20 protein-coding genes are annotated in these 19,203 nt (G+C 59.4%); 5 read left to right on the top strand and 15 right to left on the bottom strand.

The annotated features are described in order from the left end of the window. Positions 1-48: 48 nt before the first annotated feature. Positions 49-1,587: an ATP-dependent DNA helicase gene (locus tag ACRY08_RS06730; RefSeq protein ID WP_432449122.1), complete on the top strand. Its 1,539-nt coding sequence runs from the start codon at positions 49-51 to the stop codon at positions 1,585-1,587. Next, positions 1,580-2,308 carry an SDR family oxidoreductase gene (locus ACRY08_RS06725; protein WP_432449121.1) on the top strand — a complete coding sequence of 243 codons (729 nt, stop codon included), beginning with the start codon at positions 1,580-1,582 and terminating at the stop codon, positions 2,306-2,308. The genes ACRY08_RS06730 and ACRY08_RS06725 overlap by 8 nt, the downstream gene beginning before the upstream one ends. A 219-nt stretch (positions 2,309-2,527) precedes the next feature. On the opposite strand, the gene ACRY08_RS06720 is transcribed toward ACRY08_RS06725, so the two are convergent. The 13 genes from ACRY08_RS06720 to ACRY08_RS06660 all read right to left on the bottom strand — a co-directional run bounded on the left by ACRY08_RS06720 (position 2,528) and on the right by ACRY08_RS06660 (position 13,701). Beyond that, the gene (locus ACRY08_RS06720) at positions 2,528-3,295 is read right to left on the bottom strand and encodes a TIGR02186 family protein (protein ID WP_432449120.1); all 768 of its coding nucleotides are present in this window, start codon (positions 3,293-3,295) and stop codon (positions 2,528-2,530) included. Then, a complete protein-coding gene (locus ACRY08_RS06715; protein WP_432449118.1) occupies positions 3,295-4,212 on the bottom strand; it encodes a sulfite exporter TauE/SafE family protein in 918 nt (305 codons plus the stop codon). Before ACRY08_RS06715 ends, ACRY08_RS06720 begins: the two co-directional genes overlap by 1 nt. A 67-nt stretch (positions 4,213-4,279) precedes the next feature. Further along, positions 4,280-5,083 (bottom strand): purine-nucleoside phosphorylase, encoded by an 804-nt coding sequence (locus ACRY08_RS06710; RefSeq protein ID WP_432449117.1) that lies wholly within the window; start codon positions 5,081-5,083, stop codon positions 4,280-4,282. Next, positions 5,067-6,074 (bottom strand): ABC transporter permease, encoded by a 1,008-nt coding sequence (locus ACRY08_RS06705; protein WP_432449116.1) that lies wholly within the window; start codon positions 6,072-6,074, stop codon positions 5,067-5,069. Before ACRY08_RS06705 ends, ACRY08_RS06710 begins: the two co-directional genes overlap by 17 nt. A 1-nt stretch (position 6,075) precedes the next feature. Next, positions 6,076-7,182 (bottom strand): ABC transporter permease, encoded by a 1,107-nt coding sequence (locus ACRY08_RS06700; protein WP_432449115.1) that lies wholly within the window; start codon positions 7,180-7,182, stop codon positions 6,076-6,078. Next, on the bottom strand, positions 7,179-8,750 hold the full coding sequence (locus ACRY08_RS06695) for an ABC transporter ATP-binding protein (RefSeq protein WP_432449612.1): 1,572 nt from the start codon (positions 8,748-8,750) through the stop codon (positions 7,179-7,181). The genes ACRY08_RS06700 and ACRY08_RS06695 overlap by 4 nt, the downstream gene beginning before the upstream one ends. Positions 8,751-8,757: 7 nt before the next feature. Further along, positions 8,758-9,753 (bottom strand): BMP family lipoprotein, encoded by a 996-nt coding sequence (locus ACRY08_RS06690; RefSeq protein ID WP_432449114.1) that lies wholly within the window; start codon positions 9,751-9,753, stop codon positions 8,758-8,760. Positions 9,754-9,948: 195 nt separating this feature from the next. After that, on the bottom strand, positions 9,949-10,383 hold the full coding sequence (locus ACRY08_RS06685) for a GNAT family N-acetyltransferase (protein WP_432449113.1): 435 nt from the start codon (positions 10,381-10,383) through the stop codon (positions 9,949-9,951). Positions 10,384-10,394: 11 nt separating this feature from the next. Then, positions 10,395-11,000: a tRNA (adenosine(37)-N6)-threonylcarbamoyltransferase complex dimerization subunit type 1 TsaB gene (gene tsaB / locus ACRY08_RS06680; RefSeq protein ID WP_432449111.1), complete on the bottom strand. Its 606-nt coding sequence runs from the start codon at positions 10,998-11,000 to the stop codon at positions 10,395-10,397. Further along, positions 10,990-11,553 carry a NifU family protein gene (locus tag ACRY08_RS06675; RefSeq protein ID WP_432449110.1) on the bottom strand — a complete coding sequence of 188 codons (564 nt, stop codon included), beginning with the start codon at positions 11,551-11,553 and terminating at the stop codon, positions 10,990-10,992. Before ACRY08_RS06675 ends, tsaB begins: the two co-directional genes overlap by 11 nt. Before the next feature lie 81 nt (positions 11,554-11,634). Then, entirely contained in the window at positions 11,635-12,090 is a 456-nt protein-coding gene (locus tag ACRY08_RS06670; RefSeq protein WP_432449109.1) for a universal stress protein, read from the bottom strand. Positions 12,091-12,154: 64 nt separating this feature from the next. Continuing rightward, entirely contained in the window at positions 12,155-13,021 is an 867-nt protein-coding gene (locus tag ACRY08_RS06665) for a branched-chain amino acid aminotransferase (RefSeq protein ID WP_432449108.1), read from the bottom strand. A 242-nt stretch (positions 13,022-13,263) separates the two neighbouring features. Beyond that, positions 13,264-13,701: a DUF1489 family protein gene (locus ACRY08_RS06660; RefSeq protein WP_432449107.1), complete on the bottom strand. Its 438-nt coding sequence runs from the start codon at positions 13,699-13,701 to the stop codon at positions 13,264-13,266. Between the two features lie 134 nt (positions 13,702-13,835). Here ACRY08_RS06660 and ACRY08_RS06655 point away from each other — a divergent pair, with 134 nt between their 5' ends. The 3 genes from ACRY08_RS06655 to ACRY08_RS06645 all read left to right on the top strand — a co-directional run bounded on the left by ACRY08_RS06655 (position 13,836) and on the right by ACRY08_RS06645 (position 17,651). Next, complete coding sequence (locus tag ACRY08_RS06655; RefSeq protein ID WP_432449106.1) at positions 13,836-16,091, top strand: adenosylcobalamin-dependent ribonucleoside-diphosphate reductase; 2,256 nt, start codon at positions 13,836-13,838, stop codon at positions 16,089-16,091. A 340-nt stretch (positions 16,092-16,431) separates the two neighbouring features. Further along, the gene (locus ACRY08_RS06650; RefSeq protein ID WP_432449105.1) at positions 16,432-17,019 is read left to right on the top strand and encodes a sigma-70 family RNA polymerase sigma factor; all 588 of its coding nucleotides are present in this window, start codon (positions 16,432-16,434) and stop codon (positions 17,017-17,019) included. Then, positions 17,016-17,651 (top strand): ChrR family anti-sigma-E factor, encoded by a 636-nt coding sequence (locus tag ACRY08_RS06645; RefSeq protein ID WP_432449104.1) that lies wholly within the window; start codon positions 17,016-17,018, stop codon positions 17,649-17,651. The genes ACRY08_RS06650 and ACRY08_RS06645 overlap by 4 nt, the downstream gene beginning before the upstream one ends. Before the next feature lie 40 nt (positions 17,652-17,691). Here the strand turns inward: ACRY08_RS06645 and ACRY08_RS06640 are convergent, their stop codons facing one another. Together ACRY08_RS06640 and ACRY08_RS06635 are read right to left on the bottom strand one after the other, a co-directional pair. Continuing rightward, positions 17,692-18,417 carry an SDR family NAD(P)-dependent oxidoreductase gene (locus tag ACRY08_RS06640; RefSeq protein ID WP_432449103.1) on the bottom strand — a complete coding sequence of 242 codons (726 nt, stop codon included), beginning with the start codon at positions 18,415-18,417 and terminating at the stop codon, positions 17,692-17,694. After that, positions 18,414-19,181 (bottom strand): DUF1365 domain-containing protein, encoded by a 768-nt coding sequence (locus ACRY08_RS06635; RefSeq protein WP_432449611.1) that lies wholly within the window; start codon positions 19,179-19,181, stop codon positions 18,414-18,416. Before ACRY08_RS06635 ends, ACRY08_RS06640 begins: the two co-directional genes overlap by 4 nt. Positions 19,182-19,203: the final 22 nt, after the last annotated feature.

Raw genomic sequence — 19,203 nt, 5'->3', positions numbered from 1 at the left:
GACGCAAGATGACTGGTGCCTGATACCTCTGCGGGGTAGGGTCGCGACATGAGCGACCACACCCCGTTGACATATTCCGACGATCAAGCCGAAGCCCATGACCGCGTGGCCGAAATGTTGCGCCTGTCGGGCGTCAATCTGGACGATGCACTGCTGACCCCCGTGGCGGATGGCAAAAGCCAAGTGATGGCTGTGATCGGCAAAGCCGGTTCAGGAAAAACTCTTTTGTTGGCAGAGCTTTACCGCGCCTTGGAGGCTGCGGGCGTCGACATTGTGTCTGGCGATTGGGAGGGCAAACGGCGCAAGGATCGTCGCACTCTTGCCATTCTTGCCCCAACCAACAAGGCGGCGTCGGTTTTGCGCAATCGCGGGGTGCCCGCGACCACCATTCACCGCATCCTCTATACCCCCGTCTATGACCCTGAATATGAAAAGATTGCAGAGTGGCTGGCGGGCAATGGAGAGCGCCCTGAGATAGAGGGGCTGACGGATGAAGCGCTCGATCGGGCCTATAGCTTTTACCAGGCGCAGAAATCCATTCCCGGCGCGTTGGCCGCAGCGGGCTTGCGCGGATCAGATTTCATCACCGGCTGGAAACGACGCGATGATCCACTGGATATCGGGTTTGTGGATGAAAGCTCGATGCTGGACGAAAAGCAGTACAATGACCTGCGCGAGATCTTTCCAACGCTTGTGCTGTTTGGCGACCCCGCCCAGCTTGCGCCGGTGGGCCAGTCCGGCAAGATGGTTTTCGAGGGGATCAATGAACGCCGAAAACTGATCTTGCACCGTGTACACCGTCAGGCGGATGACAACCCAATCCTCGATCTGGCGCATGCTTTGGCCGATGACAGCCTTGATTTTGATGGGTTTGAACGAATGGTTCAGGATGCCGCCGCGCGCGATGATCGTGTGGTGGTCGCACCTCGGGTGAATGCGGACCTGATGGCGCGCTCGCCGGTTCTGGTGTGGCGCAACAAGACGCGCGTGCGGTTGATTCAGGCCTTCCGGTCGGTGCACGGCGCCCCGGAAATAGAGCTTCTGCCGGGTGAGCCGCTGATCTGCGACGGGATTGAGCTGCCCCTGAAACATCGCAAAAAACGCATCGATCTGGAGGCGCGCGGGCTGATCAAAGGCGCGCAATGTGTCTATCTGGGACCGGGAAAACGGCCCGGATTTTCGCGCCTTCATGTGCTTGGCGCCGAAGACCCGCAGGTCTCTGCGGCATCAATTGTGAAAATCGAAAAGCCTGATGAAGAGGAGCCCTTTATTCCCTTTGCCGCCCGCATGGGCGCGGCTTTTCTGCATGGGGCTGCGGTGACGATCCACAAAGCGCAAGGGTCTCAGTGGCCCGAAGTTCAGGTCTTTGCCCCCGATTTGTCCGCCGCTGCCTGGGCTGGGCGCAGCGAGGCTGGGCTGCCGCTTTGGAAACGTCTGGCCTATGTGGCGATCACACGGGCAGAAACGCGGCTGCACTGGGTCACACGCTACGCCATGGCGCGGCCCGAGACGGGTTTGACGACGGCGGATTTGTCATCGAAACCCACCACGCTGACCCTTGAAGCTCAGGAGGGAACTGATGCCTAGCATTTTGATCACCGGGGCCAGTGCCGGCATTGGCCGTGCGACGGCAGAGCTGTTTTCTTCTCATGGGTGGACGGTCGGGCTGCTGGCACGCCGCACTGACATGTTAGAGGCGGCAGCTGCAGAGATGCGCAATACCGTGCTTCTGTCGGCAGATGTCTCGGACCCGGATGCGGTGGACGCCGCGTTTGATAGTTTCGTCGCAAAGGCTGGCCGGTTGGATGTGCTTTTTAACAATGCAGGTGTTTTCACCCCGGCGGCGCCAATTGACGAAGTCGCCGTAGAGGATTGGACCCGCGCGGTGTCGGTAAACCTGACGGGGATGTTCCTATGTGCCCGCGCGGCGTTTTCCCGAATGCGGCGACAAGCGCCTCAAGGGGGGCGGATCATCAACAACGGCTCGATCAGCGCACATGTTCCGCGTGAAGGGGCTGTGACATACACGGTCACGAAGCACGGTATCACTGGCTTGACGCGGCAACTGAGCCTTGACGGACGGCCCTATGACATCGCCTGCGGACAAATAGATATTGGCAACGCACGTACGGAGCTTTTGCAGGGGATCGTGGATGATGCCGTGGCGAAGGGGGACTTGCCGCCGCCGACAATGGATGTCGCCGATGTGGCGCGTTCAGTGCTGCACATGGCCACCTTGCCACCCGAAGCGAATGTGCAATTCATGACCGTCATGGCGACCAAAATGCCCTATATCGGGCGCGGCTGACGCGCGATTGGGGCAGAGGTGGCTCACTGAAAGCGTTTCCAGCGATTGTTGGATCACAGCAGTCACTGGACACGCTCTAGACAAGTAAATGCAGATATGCCCGGCTGTTATTTTCTTGTTCCAAATACCTTCGCCGAAGGCTTCAAATCTACCGAGCGAAGCGAGGCAACCCCCAAGCACGTCGACCTTAGGTCGTAAGGGCGCGGGAGGCGCTGGTCTTCAGCTGCGCAGAATGATGCGGAAAACAGCCGATGCGCCCCAGCCTGCGGCGATGGCAATCACCAATGAAAGCAGGCCGTAGATAAGCGGCTGTTCGTGGGCCAGGTTGAACACCCAGCGTTCCAACCCGACCTTCTGCACGTTGATGACGGTTTCGTATTGAGACGACACATAGCCCCCGCGGGTCAGCAGGATACGTGTGCGGTACTCCCCCTCGGTCAGGTTGGCTGGCAGCGCGATGCGCGTGTCAAACAAGGTGTCACGTTGCAGGTTCACCGTGTTCTCAAGCAGCTTGTACAGCCCGGCCTTTTCGCGAATGCGCACCAAGGCATCGGTAAAGTCACGTGGGTCGTCGATGTTAAACGGGCTGTCTGAAATCTGAATGGAGCGTTCAACCGAAATCAGGTGGCGCAGGTCATCCAGAACCGAAATGCTTTCGGCCAGCGACGCCGAACTGGCCACAGCATAGAAACTGGGGGCCGCGGAAAGCTCCATCGCGTCTGTGTTCACCCAAATCCCGAAGCGCTTGTCTTTCTTTCGCACCGTGACCGGTGAGGCAGGGCCTTCCACAACGACCACAACCTCCAGCGGTTCGTCCGTGGGGGGCGGTGTGTCGCGTTTCACCGCGCCGAAAATCAGGATTTCAGAGCCGACAAAGGTCGCCGTGATGGACACGCGGTTCTGGCTCAGGCCGGCCACGACCTCCTCAGCGCGCAGCGGCGTAAGGGACAGAAGGAATGCGGTGATCAGGGTGATAAGGCGCAACATCAGTGGCCCCCTGCCGCGCCAATTTCGTAAAGCTCAGCGGGCATGATCAGCAGATCCAGACCCAGCTTGCCACAGACCGCCAGCACCATAACCGCAAGCAAGACACGCAGCTGTTCGGCTTTCAGCTTCACACCGATCCGGGCGCCAATCTGTGCCCCGATCACGCCGCCCACCAGCAAAAGAACCGCCAGCCCCATATCGACCGTATAGTTCGTCGTGGCGTGCAGGAGCGTTGTGAACGCGGTCACGAAAATGATCTGGAACAGCGATGTGCCGACGACCACTTTCGTGGGCATGCCCAACAGGTAAATCATCGCAGGCACCATGATGAACCCGCCGCCCACGCCCATGATCGCGGCCAGAATGCCGACCAGCACGCCCACAAGGATCGGTGGGATGACCGAGATATAAAGCCCGGATGTGCGGAATTTCATCTTGAAGGGTAGGTTGTGCACCCATGTGTGTTTGCGCCGTGTGGGCACGGATTTGCCACCACGCGACTTCATCATCGCACGCAGGCTTTCAACGAACATGAGCGACCCGATGATGCCAAGAAACAGCACGTAGCAAAGCTTGACCAGCAGATCGACCTGGCCAATGGCTTTCAGAGCATTGAAGAGCTGCACGCCGAGTGCGGCGCCGATTAACCCGCCGATCAGCAAAACGACCCCCATGCGCAGGTCCACCGTCTTTCGCTTCAGATGCGCGAGTACGCCCGAGAACGAGCTGGCGACGATCTGGTTGGCCTCGGTGGCGACGGCGACGGCAGGGGGGATGCCAATAAAGAACAGAAGCGGAGTCATCAGGAACCCGCCCCCCACGCCGAACATGCCGGACAGGATGCCAACAATGCCCCCAAGCCCAAGCAGAAGGAACGCGTTCACGGACACTTCGGCAATCGGCAGGTATATCTGCATGGTGGTGAGGTCTCTGGATTTTGGGTCGTCTTGGAAGTTAACCCATTAATGCCTCAATTTCCGGGGCTTAGTCACGCGTTAAGTAGCCAAGAACCAGTTTTTCCAGCTTTTCGGCTCCAAGTGGCGCCATGGCCTTGGTGTGTTCATGGCTAATCGCCTCGTCTGACAGGCCCTGGGCCATGTTCGTGACGGTCGAGAACCCCGCAACGCGCAGTCCAAGAAAACGGGCGAGAATCACTTCGGGCACCGTGGACATGCCAACCGCGTCCGCGCCCAGCGTGCGGATCGCGCGAATTTCAGCCGGGGTCTCGAAAGAGGGGCCGGAATACCAGGCATAGATGCCCGGCTTAAGGGTGATCCCTTCGCGGGCAGCAATCTGTTGAAAGGCCTCAGCCATGTCGGCGTCATAGGCCCCACCCATGGGCACGAAACGGGCATCGGTTTTTTCGCCGATCAGCGGGTTCAGACCCGAGAAGTTGATATGATCGGTGATCTGCATCAGTTCGCCCGGCGGGATGTCCTGTCGCATGGACCCCGCCGCATTTGTCAAGATCAACCGGTCCGCGCCAAGCGCCTTCAGGACCTCAAGCGGCAGGCGCATCGCATCGGCGCGTCCGGCCTCGTAATAATGCTCGCGCCCGCCAAACACCGCCACGCGGGTGGTGCCAAGCGTGCCGATCACAAGGTTGGCGTTGTGGCCTGACACACCGGCATGGGGAAAGCCGTCAAGCTGCTCATAGGGGATCGCGACGCCATCGACCTTGTCTGCCAGATGGCCCAGTCCCGATCCCAGCACCAAGCCGACCTCTACCGGGCCAGACCCCGCGCGTTCGCGGATCAAAGCTGCAAGGGTCTCAGCGTTCTTTGACATAGGGCTGCCCCCCGGCTTTCGGCGCGACCGCACTGCCCACGAAGCCCGCCAGAATGACGACGGTCAGGATATAGGGCAGGGCCTGCATGAACTGGACCGGGATCACGATGCCACCAAGGTCGATGTTTTGATAGCGGTTGGCGATCGCTTCCAGAAGGCCAAACAGGATCGTCGCCCCCAAAGCGGGCACCGGTTTCCACTTGGCAAAGATCAGGGCGGCCAGCGCGATATAGCCGCGGCCTGCGGACATATCCTTGATGAAGCCCGCGCCCAAGCCGGTTGCCAGATAGACGCCCGACAAGCCGCAAAGCCCGCCCGCGATGGCCATCGAAGCATAGCGCAGCCGCACCACCGAAATGCCTGCCGTGTCCACGGCGGCCGGATTTTCCCCCACCGCGCGCAGGCGCAGGCCAAAACGGGTGCGAAACAGCACGAACCACGACAGGGGCACCATCAGAAGGGCCACATAGACAAGGATCGTATGGCCCGAGATCAGCTCGGAATAAATCTGCTGAACGGGTCCCGCTTGTTCAATAAGCACGCGCAGCGGCACACCGGCAGCTTCGGCATCGGCCCGGCCCAGTGCGAAGGGCAGGTCGATGGGCATAAAGCGGCCCTCTCCGGTCAGGGGCGGGGTGCGTCCACCCTGTTTGAACCAGGCCTGTGCGGCCAGAACGGTGATGCCCGCCGCCAGAAAGTTCAGCGCCACACCGGAAATCAGCTGGTTGCCCCGGAAAGTGATCGAGGCCACACCGTGCACGGCCGAAAAACACATCGAGGCAAAGACACCGCACAAAAGCCCCAGCCAGACGGACCCGGTGACGGCCGCCACCGCGGCGGACATGAAGGCCGAGGCGAGGATTTTGCCCTCGAGCCCGATGTCGAAAATGCCCGCACGTTCAGAAAAGAGACCCGCAAGGCAGGCGAACAAAAGCGGCGTGGCAAGGCGCAGCGCGCTGTCTGCGATTTGGATGATCGTGACCAGATCCATCTTACGCCTCCTTTCGTTTGGCGGCGGCAATGAACAGACGTTCGACCGGCATGCGGACCATATTGTCCAAAGCGCCGGTGAACAGGATCACCAGCCCCTGAATAACAATGATCAGATCGCGTGGAATTTTCGTCCACAGCGACAACTCACTGCCCCCCTGATAAAGGAAGCCAAACAAAAGCGCCGCAAGGAACACGCCAAACGGGTGATTGCGCCCCATAAGCGCGACCGCGATGCCAATGAAGCCCGCGCCCTCGACCGCGTTCAGGATCAGTCGTTCGTGCTGTCCCATCGTGGCGTTGATCGCCATCAGCCCCGACAAGGCGCCCGACAGCATCATGGCGACAATGATGATCTTGGTGGGGGAAATCCCCGCATAGACGGAGGCGGTTGGGCTAAGCCCAAAGGCACGGATTTCATAGCCCAGCCGCGAGCGGTTCATCAAAAGATAGACCACCACGCACATGGCCAGCGCCACGAACAGCGATACATTGGCCGGGGCGGATTTCGAGAAGTTGATGCCCAGAGGTGCCAGCAACTCGTGCAATGTGGGCAGGTGGGTGACTTCGGGAAAGCTGGCCGACGCGCTTTCCTGCGCGCCTTTGGCTTTCAGCGGCTTGATCAGCAGATATCCCATGACCGAGGCCGCGATGAAGTTGAACATGATCGTTGTGATCACCACGTGGCTGCCGCGTTTGGCTTGCAAATAGGCCGGGATCAGCGCCCAGCCGCCGCCAAAAATCGCGCCTGCGATCATCGCATAGACCAGCGCAAAGGACCAGTGTGGCATCAGCGCCGTGGGTATGAACAGGCAAGCAAGCCCCACGCCCAGACCGCCAATGATCGCCTGACCCTCGCCTCCGATATTGAACATGGCGGCTTTGAAGGCGATGGACACAGCCAGCCCGGTAAAGATGAAGTTGGTGGTATAATAAAGCGTATACCCCCAGCCATAGGTGGAGCCAAAAGCGCCCTTGATCATGGTCACAAGGGCCGCAAAAGGGTTTTCGCCAATGGCAAAAATCACAAGACCCGACAGGATGAAGGCGATGGCAAGGTTCAGGAACGGGATCAGGGCCACATCGGCCCATTTGGGCAGTTTGGTCATGCCTTTGCCTCCTCGCTTGTCATGCCGGCCATCATCAGACCCAACTCGCGTTCATCGGTCTGGTCGGGCATGCGTTCACCCATGATATGGCCGTCAAACATCACCGCGATCCGGTCGGACAGAGACAGGATTTCCTCCAGCTCGACCGACACCAGCAATACGGCCTTGCCTTGGTCGCGCAGGGCGATGAGCTGCTTGTGAATGAATTCGATGGCCCCAATGTCGACGCCACGGGTGGGCTGGCCGACCAGCAAAAGGTCGGGGTTGCGTTCAATCTCTCGCGCGACGACGATTTTCTGCTGGTTGCCGCCGGAAAAATTCTTCGCCTCCAGATGAGGATGCGGCGGGCGCACGTCAAATCGGTCCATCTTGTCTTGTGCAATCTCGACCATCTTGGCGTTGTCCATCAGAAGCTTGTTCTTTTGGTATTCCGGTGCGTGGTGATAGCCAAAAGCCACGTTTTGCCAGGCCGGGAAATCCATGATCAACCCGTGTTCCTGCCGGTCTTCGGGCACATGGGCGATGCCGCGCATCCGGCGTGATCGCCCATCGGAATGTCGCCCGGTCAGGTCGATCGGATCGCCATTCACACGGATTTCGCCGGTGGCTGTTGCATAGCCGCCCAGCACCTCCATCAGCTCTGACTGACCATTGCCAGAGACGCCCGCGATGCCAAGAATTTCGCCCGCGCGCACATCAAGGGAAATGCCCTTCAGCCGCTCTACGCCATGGTCGTCCACCATGTGCAGCTTGTTGATTTCCAAAACCTTTTCGCCCGGTTTTGCTGGGGTTTTGTCAACGCGCAGCAAGACTTTGCGCCCGACCATCAGCTCGGCGAGCTCCTCGGGGTTGGTGTCTTTGGTTTTCACCGTTGCGGTCATCTGACCGCGCCGCATCACGGATACAGTGTCGGTGATTTCCATGATCTCGCGCAGCTTGTGGGTGATCAGGATGATCGTCTTACCCTGTTCGCGCAGGCCATTGAGGATGCGGAACAAATGGTCGGCTTCGGCCGGGGTCAACACCCCCGTCGGCTCGTCCAGGATCAGGATATCCGCTTCACGGTAAAGCGCTTTGAGGATCTCGACACGTTGCTGTGTGCCCACGCCCAGATTCTCGATCAGGGCCTCGGGATCAACGTGGAGTTCATACTCGTCTGCCAGCGATTTCAAAGACTTGCGGGCCTTGGCCAGCGAGGGGCGCAGCATCGGCCCATCTTCGACCCCAAGGATCACGTTTTCCAGAACGGAAAAATTTTCAACCAGCTTGAAATGCTGAAAGACCATCCCAATGCCGGCGCGAATGGCGGCCTGACTGTCGGGGATCTGGGTTTCGCGGCCGTGGATCAGGATCTGCCCCGCATCGGCTTTGTAAAACCCATAGAGAATGGACATCAGCGTGGATTTTCCCGCGCCGTTTTCGCCGATGATCCCGTGGATCGTGCCCGGCTGCACCGAAATCGAGATGTCCTTGTTCGCCTGCACCGGCCCAAAGGCCTTCGAAATGCCGCGAAGTTCGATGGCGGGGGCAACAGTCGCCTGTTGCCCCCCGTTTTGCACACCCGTCATGGTCGGATCAGAAGTCCAGAACCGGGCAGGCGTCGTCGGCCATGTAATCATGCACGGCCAGTTCGCCCGCGATGATCTTGGCAGCGGCGGCGTCCACGGCGGCTTTCATGTCGTCCGACACAAGTGCTGCGTTATGTTCGTCCATCGCATAGCCCACACCTTCCGCGGCCAGGTTCATCACCTGCACGCCCGGCTTGATGTCTGCGCCCATTTTCATGGCTTCATATACGGCCACATCCACGCGTTTCAGCATCGAGGTCAGCACGGTGCCCGGCTGCAGGTGGTTCTGATTCGAATCCACACCCACGGCCAGAATGCCTTCGTCTTTGGCTGTCTGCAGCACACCCAGACCGGTACCGCCAGCGGCTGCGTAGACCACGTCTGCGCCCTGGCTGATCTGTGCTTTGGTCAGTTCGCCACCTTTCACCGGGTCGTTCCATGCAGTCGGCGTGGTGCCGGTCATGTTGGAAATCACCTTGGCGTCGGGGTTTGCTGCCAGCACACCTTGCGCATAACCGCAGGCGAACTTGCGGATCAGCGGAATGTCCATGCCGCCGATGAAGCCAACAGTGCCCGATTTCGAGGCTTTCGCGGCCATCATGCCCACCAGATACGAGCCTTCATGTTCGGAAAACGCGATGTTGAGCACGTTGGGCTGATCGGACCAGCCATCGATGGTCACGAAAGTGGTGTCGGGGAAATCCGGGGCAACCTGCGTGATCGGGGTCGACATGGCAAAGCCCATGGTGATCACCGGGTTTGCACCACGTTCGGCAAAGGCACGCAGCGCCTGTTCGCGCTGGGCTTCGGATTGCAGTTCAATCTCAAGATAAGAACCGCCCGTTTCCTTGGCCCATTTTTCGGCGCCGTTATAGCCGGCTTCGTTGAACGATTTATCGAATTTGCCGCCAAGGTCGAAAATGATGGCGGGGTCCGCAAGGGCGGCACCGGCTGTCAGGGCCAGCGACGCAGCGGCGCCAAGAAAGCTCTTCATCAGGGTCATGTGACTAATACTCCCGGTTGTTGTGAAGGGGCAGGCGGGCCGTATGCCAGCCGATTCCCCAAGTCTGCGAGCAGATCGCTGTTTGGGATCATCCGGCTTTCTGGCTGAAGGGCAAGGGGAAGACGGGAAAAATATTTGCCGCACTGCCGCAATTTGACGCGGAAATTGCCGGTGTTTTCAGGGGCTTCCCTTGGGTCAATCCGTGGGCTGCAAGGGCGGCAAAGGCTTTTGCAAGACGATCGCATCGCACCGGCTGCCATCTAGTGCGGTGTAGTAGTGCTTGCGTCGGCCGATCTCGGACCAGCTATTGGACGCATAGAGCCTGCGGGCGGCAGCGTTGTTCTGGGCCACTTCCAGAAAGGCGCGTGTTGCCCCGCGCTTGGCGCTGGCTTCTTCGAAACGGCGCAGGAGGCGCGCGCCTTTGCCCTGACCGCGCGCAGTGGGCAAAACGCAAATGGTCAAAAGCTCTGCCTCGTCCAGAACAACCCGGCCCATGGCAAAGCCCGCGTCATCCTCACAAATGAAAACATCGGGGTTGTTCAGAAGGTCGCGGATTTCGTCAGCGGACCAGGGGCGCGTGTCCGCGAAGGCGGAGGCGTAAACTTGGGCGAGTTTCTCTGCCTGGGCCATCAGCGCATGGCTCACGGCAGAATGACAGGGGCCGGATCGCGCGGCGGTGCGGCATCTGCGGCGCGGATATAAAGCGGGGCAGGGCGCGGGTGATCAGCGCCAGAGGCAAGTTTCCGCGCCGCAATATGCGCGATTGCCGGGGCCGGAGAGGCGATGGGCGCGGGGCCAAGCTTGCGGCCCTCAAGCGCTGCGGCTTCGCCCGCCGGGATCAGCTTTGGCTCTTGGGGCGTGCTGCCAAAATGCTGGGCATAGACATGATCGCGCCGGGCATCGACCAAAGACCAGACAGGGTGCGCATGGCCATGGACCTGAGCTTCCAGCGACGACACCCCAATGGCAGGCACGCCCAAGGACAGGGCCAACCCGCGCGCCGTGGCGACAGAAATACGGATGCCGGTGAAGTTCCCCGGCCCAATGCCCACGCCAATCGCCGTCAGGTCTGACCATGTTTTGCCGCCCGCGGCCAACAGCTCTTCTAAGAGCGGCAGCAAACGTTCCGCCTGCCCCTTGGCCATGTCTTCATGTCTGTCCGCAACGATCTTGTCGCCACACAGCAAAGCGGCCGCGCAATGCGCGGCCGATGTGTCAAACGCCAGGATCACCGGGTCAGGCTGCAACGGGGCGCACCTCGACCACTTCGGGGATGTAGTGTTTCAACAGGTTCTCGATGCCCATTTTCAGGGTCAGCGTCGAGGACGGGCAGCCTGCGCAGGCGCCTTGCATGTGCAGGTAAACAATGCCGCGATCAAACCCGTGGAAGGTGATGTCGCCACCATCCTGCGCCACGGCGGGGCGCACGCGGGTGTCCAGAAGCTCTTTGATCTGTTCGACGATCTCGCCGTCTTCGCCGGTATGTTCGGCATGGCCCGAAGGCGCGGCCGCGTCGCCCGCCATCACCGGCTGGCCGGATTGGAAATGTTCCATGATCGCGCCCAGAATGGCGGGTTTCACATGGTCCCATTCCACCGCGTCATCCTTGGTGACGGTCACGAAATCAGCGCCGAAAAACACGCCCGAGACGCCTTTCACGGCAAAAATGCGTGTCGCAAGCGGCGATGCCCCGGCGGCGTCAGCCGTGGGGAAATCAGCAGTGCCCGTGCCCAGAACATCCTGGCCGGGCAGGAATTTCAGCGTGGCAGGGTTCGGGGTGGATTCGGTTTGGATGAACATATCGGCATACCTTTTTTGTCAGGCTTCATATGGGGCTGGACCCTGCATCTGTCAAGCGTCGCTTGGTCCGCCGGGCCTGCGTCACGTGATCGCTTCAAGCCGCTCTTTGGTCATTGTTCCGGGCACGATGGTGATCGGAATGGGCAGGTCCGCCGAGGCTCGTGTCATCTGGGTGACCAGAGGGCCCGGCCCTTTTTTGCCTTCGCCCGCGCCCAGCACCAACACGCCCACATCCGTGTTTTCGCGCACATGGGCCAGGATTTCAGGCACAGCTTCGCCTTCGCGGATGACCAGTTCGGGTTCAACATCCTGCCGGTCGCGCATCCACTTGGCGAAGACCTCGTAATGCACGGTGATCCGTTCGCGTTCTTCTTCGCGCATCAACTCGCCGACACCGATCCAGTGGTTGAACTCTTCAGGCGGAATGATTGACAGAACGGTCACGCCGCCGCCCGTATGCGCCGCGCGCATGGCCGCAAAACGCATCGCGTTCAGGCATTCGCGGCTGTCATCAAGGATCACAAGAAACTTGCGCATGTTTGTCCTCCGAAACGGCGCCAGTGTGCCCGAGCGCCAAGAGCCTGTCTATCGTTTTCAGATGTTATTGCGCGGCTGAATGCGCCCAGTCCCAGTAAAGTTCGCGCACGCGGCGGGTCATGGGGCCTGCGTTATAGGATGTGTCATCAAAACCGCTGACCGGGGTAACCTTCATCATGTTGCCGGACAAAAAGACCTCGTCGGCCGCGTGGAAATCATCAAAACTCAGCACGGTTTCGTGCACGGTGATCCCATCGGCGCGCATGTTCTTAATGTGGCGCGCACGCGTAATGCCCGCCAGAAAGCATCCGTTGGCGATGGGGGTGAACACCTCGCCGTCGCGCACCATGAAGACGTTTGATGTGGCGGTTTCGGCCACATTGCCCATGGCGTCCGCGACCAATGCATTGCCGAACCCTTTGTTGCGGGCCTCGATCAGCATGCGCGCATTGTTGGGGTAAAGGCAGCCCGCCTTGGCGTTTACCACCGCGCTTTCCATCACCGGGCGGCGAAATTGCGTGGTGGTCAATGTGGTCGCGGCCGTGGGCGGGGCCATCGGGATTTCTTCCAGACAGATGGCAAAACCGGTTGGGCCTTGTTCCGGGGCAACCCCCAGATGGCCGCCATCCAGCGCCCAATACATGGGGCGGATATAGACCGGCGTGCCGGCAGGGTAGAGCGCCAGGCCCTCTTTCACGATTTCGACCATTGCGTCAGTGGTCACGTTTGGGGTGATCATCAACGCCTCGGCCGAACGGTTCACCCGTTCGCAATGCGCCTTGAGATCCGGGGTAACCCCTTCGAACAGGCGCGCGCCATCAAACACCGTGCTGCCCAGCCAGCTTCCATGATCAGCGGCTTTCATGATCGCGACATCGCCCGCATGCCAACTGCCGTTGAAATAGGTGTGGATATTTGTGCCTAGGGTCATGACTGCCTCCGGTTCTGGATCTTTCCAGATGCGGACCCTAGCAGCGGCGCGGGGCGTGTCCAGAGGGAACAGCGCACAAAGAAAGGCGCCCGGCAGCGGGGGATGGCTGCCAGGCGCGCGCATGTTCGGGACAAGACGGATCCATGCGCCGTGCGGCGCGCTTGGCACCGGGCGGGTCGGCCGGCAAAGCAGGGCAGCACGGGCGGCAGCATGCAGGCCCGATGCAACAAGGGTGTGACAGATCAGCGGATGCCGATATCTGCCAGGGCTGCGGCAAGGTCGTGGGGCAGGGGGGTGTCATCCGATTGCCCGCCATCTGGCAGGTCCCGTGGCGCATCCGCGGGCGTCAAATAGCGCCAGCCCTGAAAGGCGCGGCGCGGCTGGCTTTCGGTGCGGATCACATCGGGGGACAGTACAAGGGCACAGCGCCGGATGCCGTCATCCCCGATCACCTCTTCCAGCCGAAGTACCTGCTGGCGGGCAAGGATCAACCCTTTGAACACCCAGTAAAGAGACCCACCATCCACCAGCTCGGCCTCGCGTTTGGGCCACATGCGGGTGACATGGCGCGGGTTGGGCTGACCCGAGGCGCCCATACGCATGGCTTGCCAAGCGGTCAGGTCCTCGACCTTCTCGGCGCCAACGCAGAGTTTTACCAGATTTATATGGGTGGCGGCCATGTAACCACTATATGTTGTGCCATCAAAGCCTCACTTTAGATGTTTCAAATTGGAATTGCAATTGACGCAATTGGCTTCGGGGCATAAAGTCGAGGACCCTTCACTTTGATCCAGAACGAACAGGAATCAACTGCATGAGCCGTTTTGCTGCCCCCATCGCCGAACAGATTTGGGACATGAAATATCGCCTGAAATCCGCAGATGGCACAGCGCAGGACAAAACGGTCGAGGACACCTGGCGTCGCATCGCCCGGTCGCTTGCACAGGCAGAACCTGAACAGGAAGATCGCTTTTACGCCGCTTTGGAAGATTTCAAATATCTGCCCGCAGGCCGCATCACCGCTGGGGCGGGCACCGGTCGGTCGGTCACCCTGTTCAACTGCTTTGTCATGGGCACGATCCCTGACAGCATGGGCGGTATCTTCGACATGCTGAAAGAGGCCGCGCTGACCATGCAGCAGGGCGGCGGGATCGGCTATGATTTCTCGACCATCCGCCCGCGCGGGGCGGATGTGATGGGGGTTGCGGCGGATGCCTCGGGGCCTTTGAGCTTCATGGATGTCTGGGACGCCATGTGCCGCACCATCATGTCGGCAGGGTCGCGCCGTGGGGCGATGATGGCCACCATGCGCTGCGACCACCCCGACATTCAGGATTTCATCACCGCGAAATCCGATGCGGCGCGTTTGCGTATGTTCAACATGTCCGTGCTGGTCACTGATGATTTCATGGATGCGGTCAAGGCGGACGGCAGCTGGGATCTGAAGTTTGGCGACAAGATCTATCACACGGTCGAGGCCCGTGATCTTTGGAACAAGATCATGCGTGCGACCTATGACTACGCCGAGCCGGGCGTGATTTTCATCGATCGCATCAACCAGATGAACAATCTGAATTATTGCGAGACCATCGCCGCCACCAACCCCTGCGGCGAGCAACCCCTGCCGCCCTATGGTGCCTGCCTCTTGGGGTCGATCAACCTGGCCAAGCTGGTCACCGACCCGTTCGAGGATGCCGCCAAGCTGGACGGTGACGCGCTGTCCGAACTGGTCGCCACCGCCGTGCGTATGATGGACAATGTGGTGGATGAAAGCCGCTTCCCGCTGGAGGCTCAGGCGCAGGAAGCCCAAGCCAAACGCCGTATCGGCCTTGGCGTGACGGGCTTGGCCGACGCGCTGTTGATGCTGGGGCTGCGCTATGGCTCGGACGAGGCCGCGGCCCAGACCGAAGCCTGGATGAAGCAAATCGCGCGTGCATCCTATCTGGCGTCGGTTGAACTGGCCAAGGAAAAGGGGCCGTTCCCGCTGTTTGACGCCGAGAAATATCTGGCCTCGGGGTCGCTTGCGCATATGGATGACGACGTGCGCGACGCGATCCGCGAACACGGCATCCGCAACGCGCTTCTGACCTCGATTGCGCCCACCGGCACAATCAGCCTGTATGCGGGTAACGTGTCCTCGGGGATCGAACCCGTGTTTGCCTATGCTTACACCCGTAAAGTGCTTCAGCCCGACGGCACCCGCACCGAAGAAGAGGTGGTCGATTATGCCGTTCAGCTGTGGCGTGACAAGTTTGGCGACAAGGAACTGCCGGATTACTTTGTGAACGCTCAGACGCTGGCGCCGATGGATCACGTGAAGATGCAGGCGGCGGCTCAGAAATGGATCGACAGCTCGATTTCCAAGACCATCAACTGCCCCGAGGATATTGGCTTCGAGGACTTCAAAGACGTCTATATGCAAGCCTGGGAAACCGGCTGCAAAGGCTGCACCACCTATCGCCCCAATGATGTGACCGGGTCGGTTCTGTCCGTGTCCGAGGAAAGCGAGAAAGCGCCCGAGGCCGATAGCGGCGCGGATGTGGTCTATATCTCGGAGCCTCTGGACCGGCCGCAATCGCTGGAAGGGCACACCTATAAGGTCAAATGGCCTGACAGCGAGCACGCGATCTACATCACTGTGAATGACCTGATCATCAACGGGCATCGCCGCCCGTTCGAAGTGTTCATCAACTCTAAGAACATGGAGCATTTCGCCTGGACCGTGGCACTGACTCGCATGATTTCGGCCGTGTTCCGGCGCGGAGGTGACGTGAGCTTTGTGGTGGAAGAGCTGAAGGCGGTCTTTGACCCGCGTGGCGGCGCGTGGATGGATGGGAAATACATCCCCTCGATCCTTGCCGCCATCGGTTCGGTGATCGAGCGTCACATGGTTGCCACCGGTTTTCTGGAAGGCGAGGGCATGGGGTTGAAATCTGATCCGCAGGCCGAAGTGGTCAACCTTGGCGAAGCCCCCCGCGGCCCGGCCTGCCCAAGCTGCGGCCAGTTCGATATGCGCATGGTGGAAGGTTGCATGACCTGCGGGTCTTGTGGCCATTCCAAATGTGGTTAGGGCAAAACGCCGAGGGGTGGGTTCCCACATCAGATAGTAGGTGTTGACGCAAAGGTGTCATTTCTTGGCGTCACACCTGTATGTGCATCCAATGTCCACTCCAGTGGGCGAACTGCCGGCGGCGGTAAATCAACTCAATCTTGATCAAATACGGCGACATAAAAGCTAGGCTCTTTCACTCTTGCGGTGACGATGTTGCGCAAATGAGATGGCAATCATGTTTCTAACCTTTTTAAAATCATGGATTTTTCTTTAAAGTGATCCGGAATCGGTTCAGGGCCGTATTCTGTCTATGTTGACCACGACCCTTGAACGCCCAGAAAAAACGCTCCGCGCAGGGATGATGCCGCGTGATGAAAGGTTACATGTGATCGAGAGTCAGCCAGACCTTTCTCAGCAAACTGTCTGGATGCTGGCAGTGAAGGAAACGAGAGATCGTGATGCCTTTGCCAATTTGTTCGATCATTTTGCGCCGCGTCTGAAAGGTTTTGTGATGCGCACGGGCACTTCGCCGGATCAGGCAGAAGAGATTGTGCAGGATGTCATGCTGACGGTTTGGCGCAAGGCTGCGATGTTTGATCCGCATCGCGCGCAAGTGTCTGCGTGGATTTATCAGATTGCGCGAAATCGTCAGATCGATGTGATCCGCAAAGAAAAGCGGCCTCTGCCAGAGGAGCTGGCCGAAGATCCCGGTGCAGAACCGGATGCCAGTCAGATACTGGCAGTAGATCAGGAAGCCGGACAGTTGAAAAACGCGCTGGAACGTCTGAACAGTGATCAGCGCGAGATAATCGAAAAAGCCTATCTGGGTGAGCTGACCCATAAGGAGATCAGCACAAAGCTGGGCCTGCCACTGGGGACCATAAAATCACGTATTCGACTTGGACTGGAACGTCTGAGACACGAGCTGAAGGGGCTGCGAGAATGACCGCAATTACCCACCATATTTCCGACGCGATGCTGGCTGCATATGCAGCAGGCAATCTTCCAACACCCTTTGCCCTGGTTGTGGCAAGCCATGTGTCCCTTTGTGCCGAGTGCCGGGCTGCTCTTGAAGCCCATCAGGCAGTTGGCGGTGTCATGCTGGAAGACAGCCGGTCGGTGCGCGTTTCTGACACGCTGAGGTCGGGCGTCTTGGATATGCTCGATGATCCGTATTCTCCTGAGCCGGTTTATGAACGAACCGGGATTTATCCGGGACCCATCATGCAGGCCTTGAAAGGCAAGGCGCCGCGTTGGAAATCCTTGGGGATGGGCGTGCGTCAGAGCATTCTGTCGGACGGGGACGAAGGATCAGTGCGCTTGCTGTTCATTCCGCCCGGTCAGGCGGTGCCCGAGCACAGCCATAGCGGGTTGGAACTGACCTTGGTTCTTCAGGGCAGCTTCAGTGATGAAACAGGTTATTTTGGGGTCGGCGATGTCGAGATCGGCGATGAAGCGCTTGAGCATACACCCATTGCGGGGGCGGGGGATCCTTGTATTTGCCTGGCCGCAACAGATGCACCCTTGCGCTTCAACGCGATGATCCCGCGCCTGCTGCAACCTTTTTTCCGGATATGATGGCTCAGACGCCGATTGCTGTGTCGCAAAACTCAGACAGCTACTTGCCGCGATAGACCAGAAAATCAGGCAGACGGTCCAAAAGGCGGATGCCCCATGAAAATGGGGCAGGGAAATCCGTGCGAAAACGGCTGGATTGCATTGCTTTGAACACGCGGCCGGCTGCATCCTCTGGCGACATCAGCATCGGCATCTTGAAGTCATTCTTGTCGGTCAGCCGGGTTTTGATAAATCCCGGATTCACCACGCGCACCACAACGCCTGACCCTTTCAGGTCATGTCTCAGCGTTTCAGCCAGACTGATCAGGGCCGCCTTGCTGGCGCCGTATCCAATGGCCGCTGGCAGTCCATGGTACCCGGCCAACGACCCGATCAAAGTGATATCTCCATGGCCCTGATGCAGAAAATCTGGCACAACCGCGCCCAGAACACGCATCGCGCCAAGAAAATTTACATCCACCATCTGCAAGGCGGCGTCGCTGTCCCACTCTGTCGCGCGCATGGGAACATAGGCACCTGCATTGTAGATCAGCCCATCAATCCTGCCGATCTGGCGCATCGTTTCCGTCAGTCCGGCAGGATCGGTCACATCCAGCGGTAGGGCGGTCGCATTGGGCAACTCGGTGCAAAGTGCGGCCAGCCGGTCGGCATTTCGGGCAGACAGAACCAAGTTTGCGCCCGCATTGCTCAGCTCTTTGGCCAGCGCCCGGCCCAAACCTTCGCTTGCGCCGATCAGCCAATAAGTTTTGCCCGCAAGCCTGATCATGAGCGGTGCCGCTGAGTGTTTTGGCTGTCAGACACCAGAGCTTCCGGCGGTGGTGGTTTTTTCAAAAACGGCGCGCGTTTGATATACAAGATCAGCGCCTGCCAGTAGATCAGCGCCACAACACGCCCCGCCCCAAACGGGCGACGTACCGCGGCCCGGATCAGCGACGCGTTTGTCGCCGTTTTCCGAAGGCCGGTCAACGTGGCCAACACCCCCTGATCACCATTCTCATAGGTGATGCGGATGTTGAACGCAGCGTCCGTCATATCGAATACAAACCGATATTGGCCCTCGACCTTTTGAAAGGGGGACACATGCATCAGTTTGTCTGCCGTGATGCGGTCGTCTCGGGTGATGGGGCGGAAATCATCATGCGCGCAGAAATAGCAATGCCGGTGGCCAAATGTGTTGTTCACTTCGGCAACAAAGGCGCAAGGGCTGCCGTCGCGCACCGCAATCCAGAAGCTCACAGGGTTAAAATGCAGCCCAAGATAGCTGGGCTGTGTCAGCAGCAACAGCTCGGCGCCGTCCAAGGGAAAGCCTCGCTCGAGCAAAATGTCGCGAAACCAGGACACGCCCTGTCCGGCATTGCGTGGCCCGCCGTGCCTGTCGCTGTTCAGGGACCAGAGATTGAACCGATCAAACGAGATGACCCGTGGACCTTTTTCCTGAAAATCGGTCAACACAAAATCGACACCATAGCGGAAGGCGTTTTTCAAACGGCCGCGGCGAGCGTGATAGGTTTGGGCTTGGATATGCTGCATCATGATAGAGCGTATACGCGCG

Origin of the sequence: Aliiroseovarius marinus (assembly GCF_050881025.1) — a bacterium.
Classification (GTDB): domain Bacteria; phylum Pseudomonadota; class Alphaproteobacteria; order Rhodobacterales; family Rhodobacteraceae; genus Aliiroseovarius; species Aliiroseovarius marinus_A.
This window is presented reverse-complemented; position numbering and strand designations above follow the sequence as displayed.